Origin of the sequence: Sphingobacterium sp. Mn56C, from assembly GCF_049319645.1 — a bacterium.
GTDB lineage: Bacteria > Bacteroidota > Bacteroidia > Sphingobacteriales > Sphingobacteriaceae > Sphingobacterium.
In genome coordinates this window covers 1,603,260-1,627,888 of sequence record NZ_JBMOUC010000001.1, presented here as the reverse complement: position 1 = coordinate 1,627,888, position 24,629 = coordinate 1,603,260, and the positions used below count along the sequence as shown (strand labels likewise).

General features: G+C 41.1%; 19 protein-coding genes. 13 read left to right on the top strand and 6 right to left on the bottom strand.

Features of this window, described 5'->3' with window-relative positions:
• Nucleotides 1-63: 63 nt before the first annotated feature.
• Nucleotides 64-216: a lmo0937 family membrane protein gene (locus ACL9RF_RS06855; protein WP_422799860.1), complete on the top strand. Its 153-nt coding sequence runs from the start codon at nucleotides 64-66 to the stop codon at nucleotides 214-216.
• Between the two features lie 12 nt (nucleotides 217-228).
• Here the strand turns inward: ACL9RF_RS06855 and ispD are convergent, their stop codons facing one another.
• Complete coding sequence (gene ispD, locus ACL9RF_RS06850; protein WP_422799859.1) at nucleotides 229-915, bottom strand: 2-C-methyl-D-erythritol 4-phosphate cytidylyltransferase; 687 nt, start codon at nucleotides 913-915, stop codon at nucleotides 229-231.
• A gap of 164 nt (nucleotides 916-1,079) precedes the next feature.
• Nucleotides 1,080-2,129, bottom strand: coding sequence for a tRNA preQ1(34) S-adenosylmethionine ribosyltransferase-isomerase QueA (gene queA / locus ACL9RF_RS06845; RefSeq protein WP_422799858.1), 1,050 nt, complete (start codon nucleotides 2,127-2,129; stop codon nucleotides 1,080-1,082).
• Between the two features lie 614 nt (nucleotides 2,130-2,743).
• Between queA and ACL9RF_RS06840 the strand changes: the two genes are divergently transcribed.
• From ACL9RF_RS06840 to ACL9RF_RS06825, 4 genes are read left to right on the top strand one after another with little or no spacing between them, the layout of a single operon-like run.
• Entirely contained in the window at nucleotides 2,744-5,200 is a 2,457-nt protein-coding gene (locus tag ACL9RF_RS06840; protein WP_422799857.1) for a TIM-barrel domain-containing protein, read from the top strand.
• Between the two features lie 5 nt (nucleotides 5,201-5,205).
• Nucleotides 5,206-7,125: a 1,4-alpha-glucan branching protein GlgB gene (gene glgB, locus ACL9RF_RS06835; RefSeq protein ID WP_422799856.1), complete on the top strand. Its 1,920-nt coding sequence runs from the start codon at nucleotides 5,206-5,208 to the stop codon at nucleotides 7,123-7,125.
• 25 nt (nucleotides 7,126-7,150) lie between these two features.
• A complete protein-coding gene (locus ACL9RF_RS06830) occupies nucleotides 7,151-8,584 on the top strand; it encodes a glycogen synthase (protein ID WP_422799855.1) in 1,434 nt (477 codons plus the stop codon).
• Nucleotides 8,574-9,851: a glucose-1-phosphate adenylyltransferase gene (locus tag ACL9RF_RS06825; RefSeq protein ID WP_422799854.1), complete on the top strand. Its 1,278-nt coding sequence runs from the start codon at nucleotides 8,574-8,576 to the stop codon at nucleotides 9,849-9,851. The genes ACL9RF_RS06830 and ACL9RF_RS06825 overlap by 11 nt, the downstream gene beginning before the upstream one ends.
• 131 nt (nucleotides 9,852-9,982) lie before the next feature.
• Here the strand turns inward: ACL9RF_RS06825 and ACL9RF_RS06820 are convergent, their stop codons facing one another.
• Both ACL9RF_RS06820 and ACL9RF_RS06815 read right to left on the bottom strand, forming a co-directional pair.
• Nucleotides 9,983-11,188: a pyridoxal phosphate-dependent aminotransferase gene (locus ACL9RF_RS06820; protein WP_422799853.1), complete on the bottom strand. Its 1,206-nt coding sequence runs from the start codon at nucleotides 11,186-11,188 to the stop codon at nucleotides 9,983-9,985.
• Nucleotides 11,189-11,310: 122 nt separating this feature from the next.
• A complete protein-coding gene (locus tag ACL9RF_RS06815) occupies nucleotides 11,311-12,195 on the bottom strand; it encodes a PPK2 family polyphosphate kinase (RefSeq protein ID WP_422799852.1) in 885 nt (294 codons plus the stop codon).
• Between the two features lie 181 nt (nucleotides 12,196-12,376).
• On the opposite strand from ACL9RF_RS06815, the gene ACL9RF_RS06810 reads away from it, so the two are divergent.
• The 4 genes from ACL9RF_RS06810 (at nucleotide 12,377) to ACL9RF_RS06795 (ending at nucleotide 15,053) form a co-directional block, all read left to right on the top strand.
• Nucleotides 12,377-12,982 carry a hypothetical protein gene (locus ACL9RF_RS06810; protein WP_422799851.1) on the top strand — a complete coding sequence of 202 codons (606 nt, stop codon included), beginning with the start codon at nucleotides 12,377-12,379 and terminating at the stop codon, nucleotides 12,980-12,982.
• A complete protein-coding gene (locus ACL9RF_RS06805; RefSeq protein WP_422799850.1) occupies nucleotides 12,976-13,704 on the top strand; it encodes a DUF3307 domain-containing protein in 729 nt (242 codons plus the stop codon). Before ACL9RF_RS06810 ends, ACL9RF_RS06805 begins: the two co-directional genes overlap by 7 nt.
• 164 nt (nucleotides 13,705-13,868) lie before the next feature.
• Nucleotides 13,869-14,372 (top strand): hypothetical protein, encoded by a 504-nt coding sequence (locus ACL9RF_RS06800; RefSeq protein ID WP_422799849.1) that lies wholly within the window; start codon nucleotides 13,869-13,871, stop codon nucleotides 14,370-14,372.
• A gap of 3 nt (nucleotides 14,373-14,375) precedes the next feature.
• Nucleotides 14,376-15,053, top strand: a complete 678-nt coding sequence (locus tag ACL9RF_RS06795) for a head GIN domain-containing protein (protein ID WP_422799848.1) — start codon at nucleotides 14,376-14,378, stop codon at nucleotides 15,051-15,053.
• Between the two features lie 31 nt (nucleotides 15,054-15,084).
• Here the strand turns inward: ACL9RF_RS06795 and ACL9RF_RS06790 are convergent, their stop codons facing one another.
• On the bottom strand, nucleotides 15,085-16,812 hold the full coding sequence (locus ACL9RF_RS06790; RefSeq protein ID WP_422799847.1) for a tetratricopeptide repeat protein: 1,728 nt from the start codon (nucleotides 16,810-16,812) through the stop codon (nucleotides 15,085-15,087).
• A gap of 67 nt (nucleotides 16,813-16,879) precedes the next feature.
• The gene (locus tag ACL9RF_RS06785) at nucleotides 16,880-18,364 is read right to left on the bottom strand and encodes a PLP-dependent aminotransferase family protein (RefSeq protein WP_422799846.1); all 1,485 of its coding nucleotides are present in this window, start codon (nucleotides 18,362-18,364) and stop codon (nucleotides 16,880-16,882) included.
• A gap of 75 nt (nucleotides 18,365-18,439) precedes the next feature.
• Here ACL9RF_RS06785 and ACL9RF_RS06780 point away from each other — a divergent pair, with 75 nt between their 5' ends.
• From ACL9RF_RS06780 to ACL9RF_RS06765, 4 genes are all read left to right on the top strand, one after another.
• Nucleotides 18,440-20,311 (top strand): TonB-dependent receptor plug domain-containing protein, encoded by a 1,872-nt coding sequence (locus ACL9RF_RS06780; protein ID WP_422799845.1) that lies wholly within the window; start codon nucleotides 18,440-18,442, stop codon nucleotides 20,309-20,311.
• Nucleotides 20,312-20,488: 177 nt separating this feature from the next.
• Nucleotides 20,489-21,166 carry a hypothetical protein gene (locus ACL9RF_RS06775; RefSeq protein ID WP_422799844.1) on the top strand — a complete coding sequence of 226 codons (678 nt, stop codon included), beginning with the start codon at nucleotides 20,489-20,491 and terminating at the stop codon, nucleotides 21,164-21,166.
• 19 nt (nucleotides 21,167-21,185) lie between these two features.
• On the top strand, nucleotides 21,186-23,132 hold the full coding sequence (locus tag ACL9RF_RS06770; protein ID WP_422799843.1) for a hypothetical protein: 1,947 nt from the start codon (nucleotides 21,186-21,188) through the stop codon (nucleotides 23,130-23,132).
• A complete protein-coding gene (locus ACL9RF_RS06765; RefSeq protein ID WP_422799842.1) occupies nucleotides 23,132-24,475 on the top strand; it encodes a hypothetical protein in 1,344 nt (447 codons plus the stop codon). Before ACL9RF_RS06770 ends, ACL9RF_RS06765 begins: the two co-directional genes overlap by 1 nt.
• The last annotated feature ends 154 nt before the right edge of the window (nucleotides 24,476-24,629 follow it).

The window sequence follows — 24,629 nt, the reverse complement described above, 5'->3', positions numbered from 1 at the left end:
ACCCTTGTGGCTGTTTATGTATATTAAACAAGGTTAGGAATTGGTATTTAAAAATCTACTATCATGGGAAATATACTCTATTTAATCGCCGTTATTTTAGTAATCATCTGGGCAATTAGCTTTTTTGGTGGTTTTTACTCGGGTGGAATTATTCATGCCTTATTGGTCATCGCAATTATTGCAATACTCTTGCGCGTTATCCGTGGCAACACCTAAAAAATCCATGTTTTATGGATTGTTTAAGAGCTGTTCTGCCATCTCAAAATCCTGTGGGTAGGTAATTTTGATATTTGTCGCGCTACCTTCGATAAGCTTTATGGTATAACCACATGTTTCTACCACCGAAGCATCGTCTGTAAACAGGGGGCTTTCCGGCTGTTGGTATGCGTTGAACAGCAGCTCCGCAGGAAAAGACTGCGGTGTTTGTACTTGCCAGACGCTATTTCTGTCGACCGCTTTGGATTGGCTAGCCGTACCTATACGAATAGAATTGGTACTTTTAGTGGCCAGGGTATTGCACTGTCCTTTTGCGGCCTCCTGCAAGGAGAGGTCGATTAATTTGGCATCAACCAATGGCCTTGCAGCATCGTGCACTGCAATTACTGTTGCCGCTGTTAGCTGCGTCTGGTATTGCTTTTGAAGGTATGCGAGGCCATTTTTAACACTCTGGAAACGGCTGTTGCCACCTATTACAATATCGTGTGGTATAGTAATCGCATATTCCTTGATGTATCCATCCCATAGCGTCGCCATATCGGCATGCAACACAACGACAATTTTATCCACCAAGGGTGAAAACTTTGCTAAGGTGTGTAATAATACAGGTATGCCGGCTAATAGCATATATTGTTTGGGTAGGGTAGACTTTATGCGGCTGCCTGTACCTCCTGCGGCGATAATTACAATACGATTCAACACAATTTATACGGTAGTATATGGCTCCTGCTTTCAGGCAGGTGCCTGGTTTAAAAAAAGTACTGGCGCAAACTTCCATATTGAGATCCTTTCGTAGGGAAAGGCACAAATTGGAGGTGTGCGCCAGCAGTAATTCAGTATAAAGCCTGTCGGATTAAAATAACTTAGATAATCAACATGGCATCACCATAACTGTAGAAACGGTATTTTTCTTTAACCGCAACCTCATAGGCGTTCATTACATTTTCGTATCCTCCAAAAGCAGCAATCATCACCAATAAGGTAGATTCTGGTGTATGGAAGTTGGTAATCATACTATTGGCAATACTAAAATCGTATGGCGGATAGATAAATTTACTCGTCCAGTCGGTAATCGACTTCAAGTGTCTGTCGGCCGATACCGAAGACTCGATAGCACGCATTGATGTAGTACCAACAGCACAGATACGGCGTTTATTATCGATTGCTTTGTTTACCGTTTTTGCCGCTTCCTCGGTGATAATAAACTGCTCCGAGTCCATTTTATGTTTGGTAAGATCTTCCACTTCTACAGTACGGAAAGTTCCCAATCCAACGTGAAGAGTAATCTCGGCAAAATCTACACCTTTCAATTCCAGACGCTTCATTAGCTCCCTAGAGAAGTGTAAACCTGCTGTTGGTGCAGCTACAGCACCTTCATTTTTAGCATAAATAGTTTGATAACGGAATTTATCTTCTGGTGTAGCCTTACGTTTGATGTATTTTGGAAGTGGAGTCTCGCCTAAAATTTCAATATTGCGACGGAATTCCTCATCGGTACCATCAAACAGAAAACGAATCGTACGGCCTCTAGAAGTGGTGTTGTCTACAACCTCGGCAACCAATAGATCATCATCTCCAAAATATAACTTATTACCAACACGGATTTTTCTTGCTGGATCTACCAATACATCCCAAAGGCGTAACTCTTTATTTAACTCGCGTAACAAGAATACTTCGATTGTAGCACCAGTTTTTTCCTTATTACCATACATACGGGCAGGGAAAACCTTGGTGTTATTTAAAATCATTACATCCTTGTCGTCAAAGTAGTCTAATACATCTTTGAAGATTTTATGTTCAATTTTACCAGTATCCTTATGTAAAACCATTAAACGCGCTTCGTCGCGTTGCTCAGAAGGTTCAGATGCCAAAAGAGATTCTGGTAAGTCGAATTTAAATTGAGATAATTTCATCGTTAATCAATATTTATCGTTTTAACTCCTATTTGAACTATAGGATAAAAAAGCACACAAAGGTACGTAATATATATGACAAAAAGGAGCTTCTATGTCTAAACAAGTTGACTTTATGTCACATTTTACGATTTCTAAGGTGTTTTTATCTTCCACGTATGCATTTTGCATTTTTCTTTGTTAAGGGCTTGCTTACAAAGGCCAATAATCGGGAGTGCAGCGAAGCCAGGCCCTCGTTTTTTTATACGGTAGCTATGGGGCGGTTTATCCACTATATTGAGATGCTGCATCGCAGCCTTTCCTTATCGCATTGTGGTATGAGGTGCTTGCTTTGCACCGTAAATAAGGATTTTTCTGCTGTGCAGGGCAGGAGCTGCAGGCATCGCTGGCCTACAATGCCGGTGGTGTGTGGCAGTATGCTGCTGGTAACCTTTGGCGGTTCTTATGGCCTTTTTTTGCGGCCAATTTAGGGCCTAACTACAATTTTTATGGCTGTAGCTACAAGAAAAAAAATACAGATTAAATGTAGGTTAAGGCTTACATATTCCGAGAAATTAGTTGTATTTTAATTGCAGCTTAAATTGAATAAGTGTCCACCTATTATTTTTTACGTTATGGCAGATACCAAAAAGGAAGATTTTGCAGCAGGCATGGTTACCGAGGAGTCTCTGGAAGAGAATATCCAGCACGTTAATAATCCGGTAGTCGATTTACCCAAAATTGAGAAAAAGTACTTATTGCCGGTACAAGAGCAGTATACTAAGATAGACAGCGGTTTTGTTTTTACCGATGGAAAGGCCAAGGTCGAGATTAAGGTGGTAACGGATCATATTATTCGTGTTCGATTGGCTCCTCGTGGTGATTTTTTGGAGGATTTTTCGTATGCCGTGCTGCAACAGGAACACGATACACATGCCTATCAAGTCCAAGCGGATGAGAAGCGGTTTTACGTGCGTACCCCCGATGTAGTTTGTACCATACAGAAGAAGGATTTTCACATTAGTTTTTCGGATAAAAAAGATAAGGTTTTTAATGCCGATTATGCCCCTATGCATTGGGAGGAAAATCAGGACTTTGGTGGCTATTACGTTTATTGTACCAAGGTAGCCTTTGATGATGAGGTGTTTTTTGGTGCTGGTGATAAGGCTACAAACCTTAATTTGCGCGGTAAAAGAATTATGAACTGGAATTCAGATACTTATTCTTTTGCCTTTAACCAAGACCCTTTGTACAAAACTATACCCTTTTATATTGGGGTTACAGGGGGAGAGGCCTACGGTATTTTTTTCGATAATACGTTCAAAACTTATTTCGATTTTGCGGCTGAACATGGCGATCAAACTAGCTTTTGGTCGGAGGGCGGCGAGCTTCAGTATTATTATATTCATGGGCCGAAGATTATCGATGTCATTAAACGTTATCATCAGCTTACAGGAACACATTTTTTACCGCCACTATGGGCTATTGGCTACCACCAATGCCGGTGGAGTTATTACCCGGAGTCTAATGTACGCCGGGTGGCCGACGAATTTCGAAAACGCGAAATCCCTTGCGATGCGATCTATCTGGATATCGATTATATGGATGGTTACCGTTGTTTTACCTGGAATAAGCAGTATTTCCCTAATCCTAAAGAGATGATTGCCGACCTGGCGGCGAATGGTTTTAAAACGGTGGTAATGATTGACCCTGGTATAAAGGTTGACGAAAATTATTGGGTCTTTAAAGAGGGGCATGCTAATAATTTCTTCTGCCGCCGTGGCGACGATTATTTTATGGAGGGCTTTGTTTGGCCGGGGCGCTGCCAGTTTCCGGATTATACCAATCCTAAAGTCCGCGAATGGTGGGGTGGTTTGTATAAAGGTTTGGTAGAGGATGGTGTCGCAGGTTTTTGGAACGATATGAATGAGCCTGCCATTTTTGGGCGAGGGACTTTTCCGGATGATGTGCGTCATCATTTTGAAGGCTTTAGAGGCTCGCACAGGAAAGCACATAATATTTACGGTATGCAGATGGTGCGCGCTACTTACGAGGGATTACAAAAACTGTATAAAAATAAACGTCCTTTTACCATTAGCCGTGCAGCCTATGCCGGCACGCAGCGCTATGCTTCGGTATGGACTGGAGATAATATTGCTACCTGGGAGCACCTGAGGATAGGGCTGTTGCAGCTGCAGCGTCTATCGATGTCGGGCTTATCCTTTAGTGGTACAGATATCGGTGGCTTCACCGGAAACCCGGATGGTGAATTGTATACACGCTGGATGCAATTTGGTGTGTTTTCACCATTTATGCGTGTTCATTCAGCCGGGGATACCCGCGACCGTGAGCCTTGGAGCTTTGGTCCTGAATGGGAGGCGATCTGTAAAAAGTTTATTGAATTACGTTACAAACTTCTGCCTTATATTTATTCTATATTTTGGCAGCAGCATAAATATGGACTCCCGATTTTAAGGCCTGTAGCTTTACTGGAACAGGGGATCTACACCAATTTGTTGCGCGAGGAGGAGTTTGGTTTTGGGGATAAGATTCTGGTGTCGCCGGTAATAAATGCCGGCCAGGATAGCAAGGTGGTGTACTTGCCGGCGGGGAATTGGTACTATTATTTTGGAAACGCTGTATATGAGGGGGGGCAAGAGGTACGAATTGATACCCCGTTGGATGAAATGCCAATTTTTGTGAAAGCGGGTACGGTATTACCGGAATATCCGGTGATGCAGTATACCGATGAGAAGAAGATTGATGCATTAAAGTTCCGGGTATATTATGCTGCCGATGAGCAGCATAGTTATAGCTATACCGACCATGGGGATACTTTTGCATACGAGCAGGATATTTACTTGGAACGACACTTTATCCAGAGGGGAACGGATAGTTCGTTAACGATATTACAGCAACGCTTAGGCCTATTTACCGAGAAATATGATCAGTATAAGTTGTATTTGGTGGGGATACCTTTTGAGATTCGTCGTATACGGGTAGATGGTGTTGCCGTAGCGTTGAAGACAGACGATGATGGGGAGCCTTATCTTCTTTTGGATAGTGATTTTAAAAAGCTTACGATAGACTAAATACCATGAGTACAGAGCATAGTGTTGCTATATTTTCTTTGCTAACACCTTTTGATATAGATTTATTTAAGGCTGGTAAACACTTTAGACTATACGAAAAGCTGGGTTCACGAACGCTGACCCATGAGGGGCGGGAGGGTGTATATTTCGCGGTATGGGCACCAAATGCTGCGCGTGTTTCGGTGATCGGGAATTTCAATGGTTGGAACCCCAATAGCCATACGCTATACCCGCGCTGGGATGAGAGTGGTATATGGGAGGGCTTTATTTATACTATCGGTATCGGCGAGGTGTATAAATACCATATCGTTTCTAATACCGGGGAGCTGCTGGAGAAAACGGATCCTTTTGCTTTGCATATGGAAGTGGCGCCAGCTACAGCTTCGGTGGTATCAACGACTTGGTATGCTTGGAATGATGCGGAGTGGATGGCGAACCGACAGGAGAAAAATCGCCTCGATCGCCCGATCAGCATTTACGAATTGCACCTGGGTTCCTGGATGCGGGATCCGCAAGATCCGGATCGGCTCTTATCCTATGAGGAAGTCGCCGTGCATCTGGTACCTTATGTAAAAGATTTGGGCTTTACGCATGTAGAGTTTATGCCCTTAAGTGAACATCCGTATTATCCGTCCTGGGGTTATCAGGTTTCTGGGTATTATGCGGCGAGCTCACGCTATGGTAGTCCGCAGCAGCTGATGGCGCTAATAGAACAATTCCATTTAAACGGTATTGCTGTACTGCTCGATTGGGTGCCGTCGCATTTTCCGGGCGATGCACATGGTTTGTATCGTTTTGATGGTACCGCCTTGTTTGAGCATGAGGATCCACGAAAAGGTTTCCACCCCGACTGGAAGTCTTTTATTTTCAACTATGGCCGTAAGGAGGTTTGTTCTTTTTTGATTAGCAATGCTTTATTCTGGTTAGATCGCTATCATATTGATGGCTTACGCGTGGATGCGGTAGCGTCGATGTTGTATTTAGATTACTCCCGAAAGGATGGCGAATGGATACCGAATGTTTGGGGTGGTAGAGAAAATTTAGAAGCGGTGACCTTTATAAAAGCTTTTAATGAAGCGGTGTATAGCCATTATCCCGATGTTCAGACCATTGCTGAAGAGTCTACCTCGTGGCCGGGGGTAAGTAGACCCACTTATCATGGTGGACTGGGCTTTGGTATGAAGTGGATGATGGGCTGGATGCATGACACGCTGGATTACTTTCAAGCCGATCCTGTTTACCGTAAGTACCTGCATGATAAAATTACATTTTCAGCTTATTATGTATTTAATGAGCATTTTATGTTGCCCTTATCGCACGATGAGGTTGTGCATGGTAAAAAGTCTTTAGTATACAAAATGGCGGGCGATGAGTGGCAAAAATTTGCTAATTTAAGAGCCTTGTATCTTTATATGTTTACGTTTCCGGGAACAAAACTCTTGTTTATGGGGGGCGAGTTCGGACAAACGGCGGAATGGAATGTAAATCAATCTTTAGACTGGCATTTGCTGGCTTATGCACCGCATAAAGGGCTGCTTACTTTTGTGAAACAGCTTAACCGCTTGTACAAATCTGAACCTGCCTTGTATGAAAAGTCTTTTAGTCAGGAAGGTTTTGAATGGTTGGAAGCGGGAGATAGCCAAGCGAGTGTTTATGCGTATATCCGTAGAGGGCATAATCGTGAAAACGACCTTTTAATACTGCTAAACCTTACTCCTGTATTGCGTGAAGGATATCGTGTCGGCCTGCCGGATTCTGGAACCTATAGGGAGATTTTTAATTCAGACGATAGCAGCTATTATGGTGCTGGTGTAGTTAACACTATTCCCTGTAATGTTGAAGGCATACCTTGGATGGGGATGCCGTATTCTGTAGCGGTAACCTTGCCCGCATTGGGCGGTGTAATTTTGAAAAGAGCTAACTAATTAAACATAATTTCTAAGTTAATATATGCGTGTTATTCATTTAAGTGTTGAATGTTTTCCTGTCGCCAAAGTGGGGGGGCTAGCGGATGTGGTAGGGGCTTTGCCCAAATACCAACGGAAGTTTGGTATCGATGCTGCTGTGGTAATGCCTTGGTATAAGAAACCTTTTATGGAGGAACATGAATTTGAACTTATTTTTGAGGGTTCCTTTTTTCAGGGCTCCGAAAAGTTGGGGTATTCCGTTTTTAAAGAAAAAAATACGGTATTGGAATTCCCTTTATACTTCATTCATATTCCAGGGAAGCTTGACCGGGAGGAGGTCTATGGTTACCCGGATGAAGCGGAACAGTGGTTTGCTTTTCAGCATGCCTTCTTGGATTGGCAGCGGCAGCAGGAGGAGGAGCCATTACCCGATGTTGTTCACTGCCACGATCATCATGTTGGCCTTATTCCATTTTTGCTGAAGGAGGGTGATGATTTTAAAAAACTTGCTGACGTAAAAACTGTTTTTACGGTGCACAATGGCCAGTATCAGGGCTGGGTAAATTGGAATAAGGCGATTCTTTTACCGGCATTCGATACCTGGCGCTGGGGAATGTTGGATTGGGATGGTGTTATAAACCCTTTGGCGGCGGCAATAAAGGCTACAGATTGTTTTACCACGGTTTCCGAAGGCTATTTACAGGAGTTGTATGCCGAAGCAAATGGCTTGCAGGACTTGTTTTACCAGGAACGGGCAAAGGGTTATGGTATTGTTAATGGTATTGATGTGGCATTTTGGAATCCTGAAACCGACAAGCATATCCCATTTTCGTATAATGTAAAGGATGTCAACGAGCAAAAGCTACGTAATAAAAGGACTTTTTGTGCGCAGTTTGGCCTTCCGGCAGATCGCCCCTTGCTGTCTTTTATTGGGAGGTTTGCACTGGAGAAGGGGGCTGATTTTCTGGCCGCTACCATAGAAAGTTTGCTTGAGCAGCATAGTGGTGGTTTGACGGTGTTTATTCTGGGATCTGGTGATACTCTTATCCAATCGCAACTGGCAGCACTTGCCGAGCGGTATAAAGGTCGTATTGCCGTGTTTTTTGGTTATAATGAAGCCTTGGCGCATGAGGTATATGCTGCTTCCGATATGCTGTTGATGCCCTCTCGGGTTGAGCCCTGTGGGTTAAACCAATTGTATGCCATGAAATATGGTACTATACCGATTGTCAGGGCCGTTGGAGGTCTTAAAGATACGGTAATGGATGTACGTAATTATGGCTATGGTTTTTTATTTGAGAACCTGGATGTGGCGAGTATAACGGAGGCTATAGAACGGGCGATAACTTATTTTAAGGATCGTAATGATTGGCAGGCTATCCGCCGCAAGGCGATGGCATTGGATTATTCCTGGGATAAGTCTGCACAGAAATATTTGAATTTGTATAACCAGTTACTGAAATCATATGACGCATAAAGTTGTATCTATTGTATTAGGCGGCGGCCGTGGCACAAGGTTGTATCCTTTGACCGATCAGCGCTCCAAACCAGCGGTTCCTATTGCAGGAAAATATAGGCTGGTGGATATTCCTATTTCAAACTGTTTGAATGCGGGTTTTAACAAGATTTTTGTCCTTACTCAATTTAATTCGGCATCGTTGAATAAACACATTAAAAATTCGTATAACTTTAGTGTATTCAGCAAGGGGTTTGTAGATATTTTGGCCGCTGAACAGACTAATGATGGCGATAGTTGGTTCGAAGGGACGGCAGATGCCGTGCGGCGGACACAGAAAAACTTGGCGAATGTGGATTACGACTATGTGCTTATTTTATCGGGCGACCAGCTCTACCAAATGAATTATGCGGATTTGGTGGACTTTCATGTGAAGCAGGGTGGCGATATTACGATTGCTACAATTCCGGTAAATGCTAAGGATGCTACGGGCTTTGGTATACTGAAATCCAATGAGGATAATGAGGTTATCTCCTTTACGGAGAAGCCAACAATGGATATTTTACCCGATTGGACATCGGAGGTTTCTCAGGCCTTGGAAAATGAGGGGCGAAACTACCTGGCCTCCATGGGGATTTATGTTTTTTCTAAGGGGGTTATGCGTAGGATTTTAGCCGAAAATCCGGGTATGGACTTTGGTAAGGAGATTATTCCCGAATCTATTGGCACCAATAAGGTGTTAAGCTATCAGTACGATAATTATTGGACCGATATTGGTACCATTGCTTCCTTTTTTGAGGCTAATATTCACCTGACAGACGATGTGCCTGCATTTAATCTATTTGGCGAAACGATCTATTCGCGGGCACGGATGCTCCCGCCATCTAAAATATCGGGAACGACATTAAATCATGCTATTATTGCGGATGGATGTATTGTACTGGCGGATAAAATTGAGCGTTCTGTTGTTGGTATTCGTTCGCGTATAGGTAAGGGTACGGTTATTAAGATGACGTATATGATGGGCTCCGATCATTATGAAGATTTAAATGAAGTCATGGAGCTCACGAGTACACAGCAGCCACCACCCATTGGTGTTGGTGAGCGTTGTTATATTGAAATGGCAATTTTAGATAAAGGCTGCCGCATTGGTAATGACGTGCGCATCAGTGGTGGGAAACACCTCAAAGATGGTGATTTTGACCAGTATACTATTCGTGATGGTATTATTGTGGTGAAGAAAAATGCGATTATTCCGCATGGTACAGCCATTGGCGGCAGGCAATAAAAGTAACTCATCTTCGAACTGCATAATTTGGAGCATGGGTTTTCCATGGTGCGGCAAAACATAAAGACAAGGAACCCTAAAAAAATACCCGATTGAAAAATCGGGTATTTTTTTAGGGTTATAGGCCGAGGTTATGCCAACTTCGCCAAGGCCTCTTTTATGCGGCGTAAAGCCTCTGTTAAGCTTTCATCCGATGCAGCATAAGATAATCGGATGTAGTTATCGTTACCAAAAGATCCTCCGTCTACCGTGGCCACATGGCCATAGTTTAAAAGGTAAAGGGCAAGATCGCCAGAGTTTTTAATCAGGTTTCCTTCAGGGTCTTTTTTGCCGAAGAATGATTTTACCTCCGGGAAGAAATAGAAAGCACCATCCGGAAGGTTTGTTTTTATACCGGGTATATCGTTCAACAGGTCATAAACCAACTGGCGGCGGCGTGCAAATGCTTCCTTCATTTTGTTTACACTCTCTAACCCGCCTGCGTAGGCCGCAATACCGGCACGTTGTGCGATAGAGCAGGTTCCTGACGTCGTTTGTCCTTGTAATTTATCGTTTGCCGCAGCAATTTCTTTGCTTGCAGCAATATAGCCTAAGCGCCATCCCGTCATGGCATAGGCTTTGGAGAAGCCATTGATGAGGATCACACGGTCTTTAATGCTATCAAATTGAGCTATCGATTCATGTTTATCCACAAAATTTATGTGCTCATAAATTTCATCGGCAATAATATAAATATTAGGATATTTTTCGAACACTTTAACCAAAGCCTCTAACTCGTCCTTGCTGTATACCGATCCGGTAGGGTTACATGGCGAGGAGAACATGAAAACTTTAGTTTTCGGTGTTATTGCAGCTTCCAATTGTGCTGCTGTAATTTTAAAATTGCTATCCAAATCCGTAGGAATAAATACGGATTCGCCTTCTGCCAATACCACCATTTCCGAGTATGATACCCAGTATGGCGTAGGTATAATAACCTGGTCGCCTGGATTTACCAAGGTTAGAATTACATTGGATAAAGATTGTTTTGCTCCTGTAGAAACTACAATCTGTGAGATATCGTAGTCCAAGCCATTTTCTTCTTTTAATTTTTTTACAATGGCCTGGCGCAAGTCTGGGTACCCTGGTACCGGTGTATAACGCGTATAGTTGTCGTCTAAAGCTTTTTTTGCGGCTTCTTTTACATGGTCTGGTGTATTGAAATCGGGTTCACCTACACTTAAACTAATTACATTGATGCCTTTAGCTGCCAGCTCACGACCAAGTTTGGTCATTTTTAATGTTGCAGACTCAGATAGGCTATTGATTCTATCGGATAAAATTGTTGTTGTGCTCATGGTATTGCAAATATATTATATATACTTTACTAAAATATGTATTTTTTAAAATATTAAATCTAAATACCTTAAAATTTTGATATTTTAATAATGAAAGCACCGGTTTAATTCTTAAAGTTTAATTATAAGGTTGATTTTTCGTTTAATAGTTCCTTTTTATATTTGGATTTATGCTCTTCAATATCCACGGGTAGGTCGGGGTATTTTATGTCTTTGTATTTTTTAAGCTCTTCGAATATAATCTGCGCGACGAGATATCTGGAGGCACTTTTATTATCTGCCGGAATAATATACCAGGGGATCTTAGCGGTCGATGTTTGCCTTATCGTGTCTTCATAGCAGTCCATATAATCTTGCCAGCGTCGTCTGGCTGTAAGATCGTCTTCCGAAAACTTCCAGTTTTTATCGGCATTTTCCAAGCGCCTTAGTAATCTGTTTTTCTGCTCATTTTTGCTGAGGTGCAAGTAAAATTTTAACACAATGGTTCCATTTTCGTGGAGGTGTTTTTCAAAATTGTTAATCTGCTTATAACGCCTACGCCAAAAGTCCTTTGGAATATCCTTAACGTCCTTAATTTTAGGGAGGTTTTCATTTAAAATAAATTTCGGATTTACGCGTGTTACCAGTACATTCTCGTAGTGTGTACGGTTAAAAACGGTGAATTTGCCGTGCTCAGGAAGTGTGATATAATGGCGCCAGAGGTAATCGTGCGCTAATTCGAGGCTGGTCGGTGTTTTAAAACTTTGTACCACCACACCGCGCGCATTGAAGTCCTTGAATACCTCCCGTACCAAAGAGTCTTTGCCACTTGTATCCATTCCCTGTAGGCATACCAGCACCGAATAACGGTTGTGGGCATAAAGAATATCTTGAATTTTTGCCAGCTCCTTTCGTATTTTCTTGAGTTCTTTTTTTGCGCTATCTGTGTCTATCTCTGGAATCTCGGTGGGATAATCCGTCATTTTGAACTTTTTGTTCGCCTGGAGTTGCTTTTGGAATTTGGCCATTGCTTACAATTGTGGTGCTAATCAATTTATTTTCTTTTTACTAAACGATTTGGGGCTCAGTTTTGTTTTATGAACGGTTATATTTGTTTTTGCTGTATCACTAAAACAAATGATAAATTTAATTATCATTGAAATTGATGATATATTGTTTTATCATTATATTTGATAATAAATTTAAAATATGGGTACCAAACATGCTGTACTAACAGGGGATATTGTAAACTCCAGAGGGCTACATGCCAGCCTATGGCTGCCGGTTTTGGAGCAGGCTATACGGCAGTATAGTACAAATTTTGATATTTACCGCGGGGATAGTTTTCAGGTAGAGCTGGCGCCACAGCAGAGTATATGGGCGATGTTTTACATACGCACCTGTATGCGCACGATAGATCAGCTGGATGTACGTATGGGCCTGGGCATTGGAGAGGTTTCTTTTACCGAAGCTTCGGTAAAGTTATCCAATGGAGAGGCTTATTTAAATTCGGGCATAGCTTTTGATGGTTTAGGGAAAGAATTGATGCAGGTAAAATCGCCCTGGTCGACATGGGATGAGCCTGCAAATATAATGCTGCAATTGTTAACTGCCTTGGGTGAACGATGGACTATTAATATGGCCGAGACGGTAAAGGTGATGATTGAAAATCCGGACTTCAGTCAGCGGGAATTGGCGCAGGTATTGAACCGGAAGTACCAAAGCCAGGTAAGTACCGAGCTGGGAAAAGCAAACTGGTTAAAACTTAAAAAAACAATACACTACTGTACCACAGAACTGTTGAAACAATGGTAACATTATTTTTGAAATTAGTATTAGCGCATATTATTGGCGACTTTGTATTGCAGCCTGCCAGCTGGGTGCAGAAAAGGAGTGAACAGGTTGGTGTTTTATTTCTCCATGTTTTGGTGCATGCCTTGTTGCTGCTGTTGGTTTTTATTCATCAGCTTCCTGTGAGCGGGGCGTTAATTACGTTTATTGCTGTTTCACACTTGGCGATTGATAGCCTAAAAATTTGGTGGGAAAAGAAATTTCGCAGTAACCCCACTGTATTGTTTGTTATCGACCAGCTTTTACATCTCGGGGTACTGTGGGCTGTGGTATGTTATACCTATAAACTGACCATAGATTGGTCGCAGGTGCTTCTAACAAACCGGATGCTGATTTACAGTATTGCTTTTCTGCTGGTTGCCGCTGTAAGCCCTATATTTCTGCGTTTACTGTTTAGTAAGTGGAGTACCGAGCTAGAGGTTCATACCAAACGAAAAGATAGTTTAATTGATGCCGGCATGTTAATTGGCATAATGGAGCGGTTGATTATTGTTTGGTTTATTCAGGTCGGATTTCTTTCTGGTATTGGTTTTCTGCTGGCAGCGAAGTCAATATTTCGCTTTGGCGATTTAAGCAATGCGAAGGATACCAAATTCACCGAATATATTTTGGTTGGTACCCTGGCAAGTTTTAGTATCGCCATTGGCATAGGCTATGCGTTGCGGTATGTGTTACGGTTGGTGTAGCAGGTTAAAAATGGTATCTTTTACCTATACTACCACTAATATTTGGGTAGCTTTAAGAGGTTGCCAGACTACGCTGGTATAGGCTAGGATAAATTTTAGTGCGGGCGTAGCATACATGTAGTCTTTTTTGTAATTTACATAGAATCATTATAAGGTATAAAGCTATGAGAGGTATTTTTATTATGCTAGGCATCTTACTCCTCAGTGGTAGTAGTGCATTAGCGCAACAGTTAAATCTAACCGATATTCGTCGCGACTTTAATAAGGGCGTTAAAGACGAAAAACTTTGCAAACAGTATTATACTATACTTAAAGAGGAGGCTAAAACTACATTGGAGAAAGGGTATGAAGGTGCTTTTCAGATGTTTATGGCTAAACATACAGGCAATCCGATAAAAAAAATGAGTTTCTTTAATGGGGGCAAAAAAGTCCTGGAGAGTCAAATTAAAGCCGATCCTAATAATGCGGAATTACGCTTTATACGTTTATGTATACAGGCACATATTCCATCGTATTTAGGGTATAAAGAAGAAATCCCGAAGGATAAAGATTTTTTGGTAAAGAATTTGTATAAAATTGAAGACGGAAAAACAAAAACTTTATTGTATAATTACCTGAAAGGAGCGAATATCTTTTCGGCCGATGAATTAAGTTTATTAGGGAGATAAAAAATGAAGAAAACAGTGTTTTTAGTAGCCTTATTTTTTGCGGGTATCACAGCAACATTTGCGCAGTTATCACGCGATTTAATGGCATTTAAGGAGTTGGAGGTAACGGATAAAATCCATGTTCAGTTGCATATGGCCCAGGAAAATAAAATTGTTATCGAGGGCGAGTTAGCCAATCAGATGGAATTGACACAGACAGGGGATATTTTACGTTTAAAAATGGGAGCAGGTTATCCGTTGCAGGGAAATAAAGTACAGGTAACGCTATACAGCACGGATGTTTCGAGTATAGTGGCTCGTAAAGGTGCCGATATAGCCTTAGAAAAGGGCCAGATAAAAATGGATGCTATTAACCTTTCGGCTTATGAAGGCGGGAAGATTGATGTCCATGTAGAGGGTAAAAATCTGGATGTTTTAATCAACACCGGAGGTTATATCGTGACCAAAGGAAGTACTATTGCCCAGAAAATAGAAATCGCTTTGGGGGGGTATTACTATGGAAAAGCACTGAAATCGGACGATGCTACAGCGACCATTAGCGCTGGTGGGCGTGCGGAGGTACATGCCTCTAAGCGTGTAAATATACAAACACGTGCCGGTGGTATAGTGGAGGTGTATGGCAATCCTGCCGACCGTAAACAGAAAAAACTTGCCGGCGGAAAGATTAACTATATAAAATAAGTGGTTATATAGCCTTTAATAGCGTGGAAATCTATTCGGACTGATGGGTTTCCACGATTTTTTTTCGTAAACGTTGTTTCGCTTTTTTAACCCCGTCTAGCGATATGCCCAGTAAATGGGATATACTTTGGTTGCTCAGTCCTAAGAAATTTAAAGTCAATAAACGCAGGTTACTCTCCGAAATATTAGGATATAACTTCCGCTGTTCTGAAAAGAAGCCCGGATGAAGTTTCTCAAATATACTCTTGAAACGCAACCAGCGTTCGTCGGTCATGATATGCGATTCCAGCATTTGATTCAGGCTGAGCTCCAATTGTGTCACATTATCCTGATCCTGAGATTTTGCTTTAACAAGTTTGTTTTGAAGATTCTGTATTAAGTTTTGGTGGTTGTTAATACGCGTAATAAAGTCTTCCATTGTTTTTTTTGCCATAGAAAGTTCCTTATCAACCTGTTGTTTTTCAATAATTAAGTTTAAACGTTCCTTCTCCATTTTTATGGATTTAATTTTAATCTTTTGACGGGAACGGCTTATTATTAGGATAAAAAGTAGAAAGATTAACATCAAAATTAAGCCTATGCTTAGGTCTAAAATACGGTCTTTTTTTCTTTTATCCTCGGCCATTTTAAAGGCGGTATCATAGCGCTCGGCTTCCCATTTCCAGGTAATTTGCTGCAGCCTTTCGGCATCCTTCTGCAGGCTTAGGGAATCGTTAAAAACCATATACTTCTTTAAGTATTCTACCGCGCTGGCGGTGTTTCCTTTTAACAGGGCCATTTCTAGCAGCATTTTATACATGGCCGTTTTATAGGGCAGGTAAAAAGGTTTAGCCTCCATTAACACCTGCGCCTGCAGGATACATTTTTCGGCCTCCGTAAAATTCCGCTGTTGGTAATATACCTGTGCCATATCCATCAAAACGCTCATGGCGCCTGTAAAGTCCTGGTACTTTAAGGAATAATCGGCATTTATTTTAAATAGCTCAAGTGCTTTTGTGGTGTCTTTCTGCAGCAGATAATTTTTAGCGATATATCCTTTAACAATACCTATCCACACCGTATCCCGAATAGCTTGTGCCATGGATAATGCCTTGTCAAAATATGCGTTTGCAGCATTGATATTCGAGTCTCGTAGATAATATACCCCTATGGAGTTGGTAATATCTACTGCTTTGCGATTTGTTTCACGCAGTAAATTAGCGCTATGTTTGTAATAATTTAAGGCTTTTTTCGAGTCGCCAATATAACCGTAAAAATTCGCTATATACTGTAAATGTGTTGCCGCATTTGGAAGATCTTGTATGGAAACGTCGGCTAATAAACGATCGGCTAAAAGAAAATGAGGCAAGGCATGTTGTATGTCTCGATAGGTGAAATAATAGGTTCCTTTGCGTATAGCAACAACAATTTTCCAAAGAATATTATTTTGAGCCTGCGCTATATCTTCTGCTTTTTGAAAATATAAATCGCTGCGGGGGTTAATTCGATCATAGTTAACTGATGCGGCATCTGCCATAAGTAAATGGTAACCAAAAGACAAAGCAGGATTCGTATGCTTCGACAGCGTACTTAAGTCTTTTGCTAAGCTGCTGGTATCTCTTTTTGTAGTTTTAAGCCAGTTTACATTCAATAGGGTATCTAGCTGGGCTTTACTGCTTTTAAGTTGTAAAATCTGTTGCGCAGGGGTTTGCCCGTGTAAAGGCATAGCCAAACAAAAGAAAAGGGGTATTAGTATTAAGTGGTTTAGTATAATTCTCATAAGTCAACTATACAATTATATGGATAATTGTTGTCTTATTAAATTATAAAAAAATATATACTAATAGTTAAATTTTTAACATGGATTCTTTAAGTATTTCTAAATTATTTTTCATCTCTAAGGGTTCCCAATTTCCGAAGCCCAAACGCATCGCTGTGATTTCTTGGTTCTGGTAAAATATATTTCTAGGGATAAAGAGATCTTGTTCCTGCGCATACTTCGCGACTTTTAAAAATTGGATATTCTCCTTAAAACGGACCCAAAATGCCAGTCCGCCTTTAGGTATTGTAAACTGAATAGTATCGTTAAATAACTTCTTCAATGTTACTGCGGTTTCATCTCTTCTATTTTTATAGGCCAAAATGGATTTTTTTAGATGCCTGTGAATATCTCCTTCCTCAATCATTTGTCCTAAAGCGTACTCGGTGACAATATCGCCATGCCGGTCAATAATGCCCAAGTACTTATTCATCTCCTGAATTAAGTTTTTCGGAGCAACAACGAAACTCGTTCGGAAGGTGGGGATTAACGATTTGCCAAAGGTTCCGGTATAGATTACCAAACCGTGGGAATCGGCGCTGGCTAAAGGTAAAATTGCCGTGTTTTCGTAATGAAAATCATAGTCGTAATCGTCTTCCAAGATAAAAAAACCATACTCTTTGGCGAGTTTTAATATTTCAATTCGCCTTTGAGCACTTAGGGTTACGGTGGTGGGGTAGTGGTGATGTGGCGTTAAATACAACATTCTAACCTTTTTTTGCTGCACCAGGTTGGTCAAACTGTGTACACAGATACCCTCTTCATCCATGGCTATAGTAGCTATTTTAGCACCTACCTGGGCAAAGGTCATGTTTATCGAAAAATTACTTAGGTTGCCGACTACAACACAATCTCCCGGACTTAAAACCACGCGTGCTATAAGGTATAAACTCATCTCCGAGCTGCGGCTTACCAATAGATTGTAGGCTGCAATATGCAGCCCTCTTGTAAGGTTGAGGTAATTGCTGAGCTGCTCTTTAAAATATAAACTCCCATGCTCCTGATAATTTGCCATTTTCCTCAAATTACTCTTTCGCTTTAAAGCGGACCCATAATGCTGGGAGAGGGCTTGCAGTTGGGTGATCCTGATGTCTGGTGTTCCATCTGTGAAGTAATAACTGCAGGGGTTTAGCTCAAAAGGACTGTCTAAAATATTGGACTGCGTAAATTCAAATCCCGTCTTTTCAGGGTAGGTTTTAATGGTCTGTAGGGATGTAATATGGCGGCTTTGCAGTTGTTTGATATCCTTTTGGAGGATAAACGTGCCCTTATTGGGAACAATTTCTAACCATCCTTGTGCCTCGAGTTCTTCAAATGCAGCTATTATTGTTTTTCTATGAACTTTTAAATCTTTACTTAATATTCTGGTGCCTGGCATGCGTGCGCCAATACTGAGATAGCCGCGTTGTATGGCATTTACAAACTGCTGGGCTAATTGTATGTAGATGGGGGTGCTGCTACTTTTATCAATGCAAATAAGCGAGGTAAAGGAGATTTCAACCGGACTACTCATATATTGTAAAGTGGACTATTAAAATGTTCCGGAAAGATAGGACTTTTGTGGGGCATAACAAAAAGAAATGATTTTATGATTAAAAATATACAGTATACTTTAGCGCTTATTTCCTTATGCCCTAACTTACTATGGGCTCAACAACGCGATACTACCGCTATTCATGAGGTGATAATCCATGAAAATAGATTACAGATTCCATTCAACAAAGCTACACGTAATGTGCAAATAATCGATAAGGCTGCTATAAGGCAGCTTCCTGTGCGCTCTGTTCCGGAGGTCTTAGCCTACGTGGCTGGTGTGGATATTCGCCAACGTGGTCCTTTTGGTACTCAGGCGGATGTAAGTATCGATGGTGGCTCTTTCGAGCAGACTTTGATCTTATTAAACGGGGTTAAGATTTCGGATGTGCAAACGGGGCATCTTTCGATGAATTTGCCTGTAAGCCTGGATGCCGTAGAGCGTATTGAGGTATTAAGAGGGCCGGCAGCGCGTGTTTATGGTGTCAATGCTTTAACAGGCGCCATAAATATTATTACCCATGCCTCGGATAAAACTTCGGCTACCGTAAGTCTGCAGTCGGGGTCTTCCTTTAAAAAGCGTAGCGACGAGGGCAAGTCGGGGATCTATGGTGGTTACGGTGCACAGGCAGTTTTGAACTTGCCCGCCGGAATCAGCAGGAATTTAATATCCTTGGGCACACAGCGCTCTAATGGTCAGCGTTACAATAGCAGTACCGAAGATTATAAAGCCTTTTATCAAGGTAAAATACAGCCCAACGACAGGCATGGTATAGACCTTATGGCGGGGTTTATACACAATGAATTTGGTGCCAATGGTTTTTATGCTGCTCCGGGCGATAAGGAGTCCTATGAAATTGTTAAAACAGGTTTGTTTTCTATAGGCTCGACCCACAAATTGGGGAATAATTTTCAGTTTAAACCGCGGGCCAGTTATCGGTTAAACAAAGACGACTATAGGTACTACCGCGACGATATTTCTAAGGCGCGCTCACAGCATGAAACACAGGTTTTTGCGCTGGAATTAAATTCGTCGTTACATACATCTATTGGTGATTTTGGATTCGGCTTGGAGACAAGGTCCGAAAAAATTGAAAGTACAAATATTGGCGATCATGATCGGTATAACCATGGTCTGTATGCGGAGTATAAAACGGAGCCTGTTCGTGATTTAGTCGTTAATATTGGTACCTATGTAAATTACAATACCCAATATGGCTGGCAGGTTTTTCCGGGCATAGATGCTGCTTATGCTTTTAACGACCATTGGCGTGCTTCGGTTAATATTGGAAGCAGCCAGCGTATTCCTTCCTTTACAGATTTATTCCTTAAGCAACCGGGAAATATTGGCAATGCAGCTTTAAAAAGTGAAAGGGCATGGCAGCTGGAAGGGGCCTTGAAATATCATCAGCAGGGTTTCTTCGTTCAAGGGGGGTATTTCAGGCGTAATATTACTGATTTTATCGATTGGGTACGACAGGATGTCACACCGGCACCTCCATATCAACCCTTCAATTTGGGGAGTAATCTGATGCAGGGACTTTCATTCTCTGCAGGGCAGGATGTTAAAATCGGATCGCGGTCTACGCTAAGGTATGACCTTAGCTACAACTACCTAAAACCGAAAGCCTTGGAGCTTCAGGAAGGTAAAGATTCGAAATATATATTGGAGAGCTTAAGACACCAGGCTTTAGCACGGGTAGCTTTACGATCGCAGAACTGGAATTTTACCGTCGGAAACCGATGGATTAAGCGGGAGTTGAATAATGCGTACCTTTTGACAGATGTTAAGGCCGAATATAACCTACTAAAAATAGGGATTTTTATCGATGTTAATAATATATTTAATGCGACATATAAAGAGGCTGGTGCGGTTTATTTGCCATCGCGATGGTATACTTTAGGGCTTAGGTATGCTTTTTTATAGACTGTAAACGAGGTTTTTACTAGGCGATAATTAATTTTTAAGCGAGTTTTACTTCGGTTAGGGCCTCCCAAATATGGGGGGCTTTGCCATTCTATGTCCGCTTAGTGGCTAAAATATTGGCTTATTATTTGTACTGTCCAGCTTATAAATCAGCCAAATTTAGAATCGTAATCGGGTATGTTAAAAAAAATTGTATTAAATCTAATAGTACTGTTTAGCATTTTAAGCTTAAGCAGTTGTTTTGAGGTTGTCGAAGATGTTGACCTTAAAAATGATGGCTCTGGAAGTATCAAGGCTACAATAAACCTAAGTAAAAGTAAAACAAAAGTCGCTTCATTAATGAAATTGGAGAAAGTGGAGGGGATGAAGGTACCGTCGCGACGTACCATAGAAACCGAGGTGCAAACTATTGTAAAGTTACTACAACAGACAGCAGGAATATCGAATGTGAAGTATACCTTAGATTTTAATAATTTTATAGGTAGCCTTTCTTGCGATTTTAAAGATATAGCGGCCTTAAATACCTTTACCAAGACTTTATCTACGCATTTTAAGAACAATTTTTATAGCTATTCTAGCTATAGTTATAATACGGCGACAAAAGTGTTATCGCGAAATTATGTGTACGCGGCGGAAGCCAAGAAAGAGTTAGACCGCTTAAAACCAGATAGCCAGAAGGCTTTTCAAGAGGCGGGTTTTACGAGTATTTACCGCTTTCAGGGGGTGGTTGACAAACAGACAAACCCTAATGGAAAGATTTCAGCCAATAAAAAGGCGGTAATGCTGCAGGTAAGTATCCTTGATCTGGTAAAGGGGAACGTTAGTTTAACAAATCAGATATCACTAGTCAAATAATCTTTATTAAATAATATATATGCAAATTAAAAATGTTTTTCTCGTAATGATTATGCTCCTTCAAATTATCGGAGCATACGCACAAGATCTTATCCGTAAGGTTCCTAAGGATGCTAATGTTGTGGTTACACTGAATAATAAGGCGTTGTTAGCACATGTGGGCATTAACGAGTTAAATGCGACTTTTTCTCGCTTGGGTTTTTTCAATAAGTTTAACAAAGAGGCAGAGACGGCAATCCATAAAGTTGAAGATATGGGACTGGACTTGGATGCTAAAGCTTATTTGTTTGTTCGGGGTTCGGATAGTATACAGTATTTTGGTGCTTTGCTCCCTTTGGCGAATAAAAAGCAATTTGAGCTTTTTTTGCCTAAAAATAAAGTGGTACAGTTTGTTAACGGACTTCCTACTTTGTATTCGTACGATAAAACATTGCGCCTAAGTTGGGATGACAAAACGGTTTATGTTTTAGCGGGTACTACAATGGCGAATTACTTTGATCGGGAGGATGTACGTTTGCGTTATAACCTGCAGCAGACTTACGATAGTGCTGCCGACGATGCGGTGGCGGCAGCCAGCGATTGGGAGGCTTATGATTTCGATGCGGATACTGTGGTTACGCCAGATACTACTGAAGCGGAGGAATGGTCGTATGATGCCGACGAGGATTATATCTACCATGACGATGACGATGACGACGACGCTTATGCTGTTGTGGATTCGGTGCTGGCTTTGGATCAATACGCGGATGATTACTACAGTCGTTATGATAGTATTACAAAGCACAACGATTCCATTAAAAATAAATTAGCGGAGTCTTGGATTAACCAGGAAATGGCATTGCTGATTGCCGGCAAGATACCAACGTTGTCGAATGCTGATGTGCCACCTTTATCAAAAAATACCTTAGCACATGTTTTTGCGAAAGATTTGTCGGCTTACTTTTCTTATTTTTATCCAGCAGATATTTTCAAAGCGGCACTAGGCTTACGACCGACTTTTAATTATGGTATTGATGGGATCGATGGTAGTATTGTTGTCGACGGAAATACCTTGAAATTTGTCGGCGCGGCAACCTTTGATAAGGAAATGGGAAGCCTGTATAAGGATATTTACAATAAGAAAATAAACCCTAAATTTTTGCCTTTCTTAGAAAAAGAATCTTTAGGCTTCTTAACGTTTAATTTAAATACCGAGGCGTATATCAAAAATATGCCCAAAATAATTGAGCATGTTTATGCCTCTTCGGAACCGAGGGATAAGGAAATATTTAGCTTGGCAAGCACTATGTTGGATGTAATGCTGGATGAAAAGGCTATAGCTAAGGTTTTTAAAGGCGACAATCTGCTGGTTTTAAATGGCGTATCTGCCGTGGATGTAACTTATACCGACTATGAGTATGATGATTCTTATAACTATACGGAGGTGGAGAAAACTAGGCAGGAAACGATACCTCAATTTTTATGGATGTTTTCTTCCGATGATACCCGGATCTTTCAGCAGTTAATACAAATTGGTATACGTGAAAATAAAGTCGAGGATGAGCAGGGTATCTATAAAATAAAGGAATCTACACGCGCGGGCGTGCAACTGTACATCTTGATGAAGAATGGAATTGTTTTTGTAGGTAATGATAGTAATAAACTGAAGGCTATACAGGGCAATCGCTTTCATGGTAAGGCGTATGGACCGTATGCAAAGCTTGCAAAGAAGAATGCCTTTGCAGCAGTCTTTAATACGGGAAAGGTGCCTGACTTAATGAAAGACCTTAATATTCCGGTTGAAAAGTCGATGGAAGAAACCGTACAGGAATTGGCGGAGTATGGGGATGTATACATGACCTCTTCGGGTGTAAAAAACAATCGTCTAACTGGCGAGTTTGGTATTACTTTCCCGAACAAAAAAGGTAATGCTTTAGCTTTTTTATTGGATGTAATCGACCGGTGGTCAATGAACGTTAACAATTGATGAAAATTTTTAAAAAGATTATATTAACACTTGTAGGGCTTATCGCAGTTATTGCGGTAAGCCTTTACTTATGGATGAAAATCCGTGCCGATGATAGTGAAAAGCTGCTTGTTTACTATGAAACGCCCGCTTTGGTTAAGGTAGATATCGACCGTATTTTGTTACGTATCGGGCTAAATGCTTTGGGTAACCCAGGTGTGTATTGGAAACAAGGGGAGCATGGCGTGAAGGATGAGGGTAGGAAGCTATCGGATTTGCACCTTCCTGCTCATCTGTATTTATTTCGCTTACCTAAAGACACGACTACCTGGTACAGTTATGTAAAGATTAAGGAAAAGAATAGGGACAAGTTATTGGCCGTATTACTGGAAAAATTAAAGCTCGATAGCAGCGCATTGATACAACATGACCAGCAATGGGAAATTGATGCGTCCCATACGCATAGACTCATTGTTAAAGGCAATGATACGGAAGTTTTGCTGTCGTTATCCTTGGATTCGGTGAACAAATCTGAGCGTATTGATGTTTTATGGTCGCTCCGCTCTAAGCTGCTTCAGCCGGTTAAAAATCTTTCCTATTATAACGAGGTTGATGCCGCAAAAGCAGATGTGTTCTTCTATAATTCCGTTAACAAAGACAAGGTCGCATTGGATTTTAAAAATGGTGCTATAGCGATAGATATGACATTGGCGCCGACTTTAGTGGCCTTATCCAGCAATCCGAAGGCAAGACCGTTGGCAGAAAAGAATTTGTTTACCTTTTATTGCAATGGCGATATAAGGCCTTTTTTGCAAAGCTATAGGTCTACACTTGCGGATTATAATATTCCCGTAGACACCTTAATGAAATATTATGGGGGGTATTTGGATATGCAAATGAAAGATGGCCATGTTCAACAGCAGGATACTGTAGTAACATACACGTATGATGAAAATTTTGAGCCTATACCGAAGATGGAGCTTCAAACGCAGAATGTGCCAAACGTAGCGTTTGTCTTTAAAGCATCGCCGCATTTGTTGAGCTATTTGCCAGAGCGGATGTTTTTTAAATTCAATACGTACCATCAGGATGATTTTATTATGATTACTACCGAAGAGGCTGCAGTAAAACAGGAATTTAAACTTCAGGAGAAGCCTAATGCCTTGTTCTTTAGTTATAATTCTTCTAGCACAGATAATGGTTTATTAGATTATATTCCATTTTTTGCTGAAATTGAGGGTATACAACTGGAAGGAAGGCTTGACGATAAGAAAAGAAACCATTATGTGGGCAATATTTCCATGGAGAATAAACGGATACATGCGCTGTACCAGATTCTAAACCTAAGGAATAAAAAGTTTTAGCTTATGTTACTGGGCTTTCCATACGGAATAGCCCATTTTTTAGGGCATATCTTTTTTACGGTTATCCAGCATAATTGGCTATTGGCTACATCAGACTCCCTAAACCTCTATACCCCTAAACCTCTATACCCCTAAACCTCTAAACCTCCAATCC

Excerpts from the sequence above, each read along its gene's own strand:
- ACL9RF_RS06855 (WP_422799860.1), top strand. The coding sequence starts at position 64 with ATGGGAAATATACTCTATTTAATCGCCGTTATTTTAGTAATCATCTGG.
- queA (WP_422799858.1), bottom strand. The coding sequence starts at position 2,129 with ATGAAATTATCTCAATTTAAATTCGACTTACCAGAATCTCTTTTGGCA.
- ACL9RF_RS06840 (WP_422799857.1), top strand. The coding sequence starts at position 2,744 with ATGGCAGATACCAAAAAGGAAGATTTTGCAGCAGGCATGGTTACCGAG.
- glgB (WP_422799856.1), top strand. The coding sequence starts at position 5,206 with ATGAGTACAGAGCATAGTGTTGCTATATTTTCTTTGCTAACACCTTTT.
- ACL9RF_RS06830 (WP_422799855.1), top strand. The coding sequence starts at position 7,151 with ATGCGTGTTATTCATTTAAGTGTTGAATGTTTTCCTGTCGCCAAAGTG.
- ACL9RF_RS06825 (WP_422799854.1), top strand. The coding sequence starts at position 8,574 with ATGACGCATAAAGTTGTATCTATTGTATTAGGCGGCGGCCGTGGCACA.
- ACL9RF_RS06820 (WP_422799853.1), bottom strand. The coding sequence starts at position 11,188 with ATGAGCACAACAACAATTTTATCCGATAGAATCAATAGCCTATCTGAG.
- ACL9RF_RS06815 (WP_422799852.1), bottom strand. The coding sequence starts at position 12,195 with ATGGCCAAATTCCAAAAGCAACTCCAGGCGAACAAAAAGTTCAAAATG.
- ACL9RF_RS06810 (WP_422799851.1), top strand. The coding sequence starts at position 12,377 with ATGGGTACCAAACATGCTGTACTAACAGGGGATATTGTAAACTCCAGA.
- ACL9RF_RS06805 (WP_422799850.1), top strand. The coding sequence starts at position 12,976 with ATGGTAACATTATTTTTGAAATTAGTATTAGCGCATATTATTGGCGAC.
- ACL9RF_RS06800 (WP_422799849.1), top strand. The coding sequence starts at position 13,869 with ATGAGAGGTATTTTTATTATGCTAGGCATCTTACTCCTCAGTGGTAGT.
- ACL9RF_RS06795 (WP_422799848.1), top strand. The coding sequence starts at position 14,376 with ATGAAGAAAACAGTGTTTTTAGTAGCCTTATTTTTTGCGGGTATCACA.
- ACL9RF_RS06790 (WP_422799847.1), bottom strand. The coding sequence starts at position 16,812 with ATGAGAATTATACTAAACCACTTAATACTAATACCCCTTTTCTTTTGT.
- ACL9RF_RS06785 (WP_422799846.1), bottom strand. The coding sequence starts at position 18,364 with ATGAGTAGTCCGGTTGAAATCTCCTTTACCTCGCTTATTTGCATTGAT.
- ACL9RF_RS06780 (WP_422799845.1), top strand. The coding sequence starts at position 18,440 with ATGATTAAAAATATACAGTATACTTTAGCGCTTATTTCCTTATGCCCT.
- ACL9RF_RS06775 (WP_422799844.1), top strand. The coding sequence starts at position 20,489 with ATGTTAAAAAAAATTGTATTAAATCTAATAGTACTGTTTAGCATTTTA.
- ACL9RF_RS06770 (WP_422799843.1), top strand. The coding sequence starts at position 21,186 with ATGCAAATTAAAAATGTTTTTCTCGTAATGATTATGCTCCTTCAAATT.
- ACL9RF_RS06765 (WP_422799842.1), top strand. The coding sequence starts at position 23,132 with ATGAAAATTTTTAAAAAGATTATATTAACACTTGTAGGGCTTATCGCA.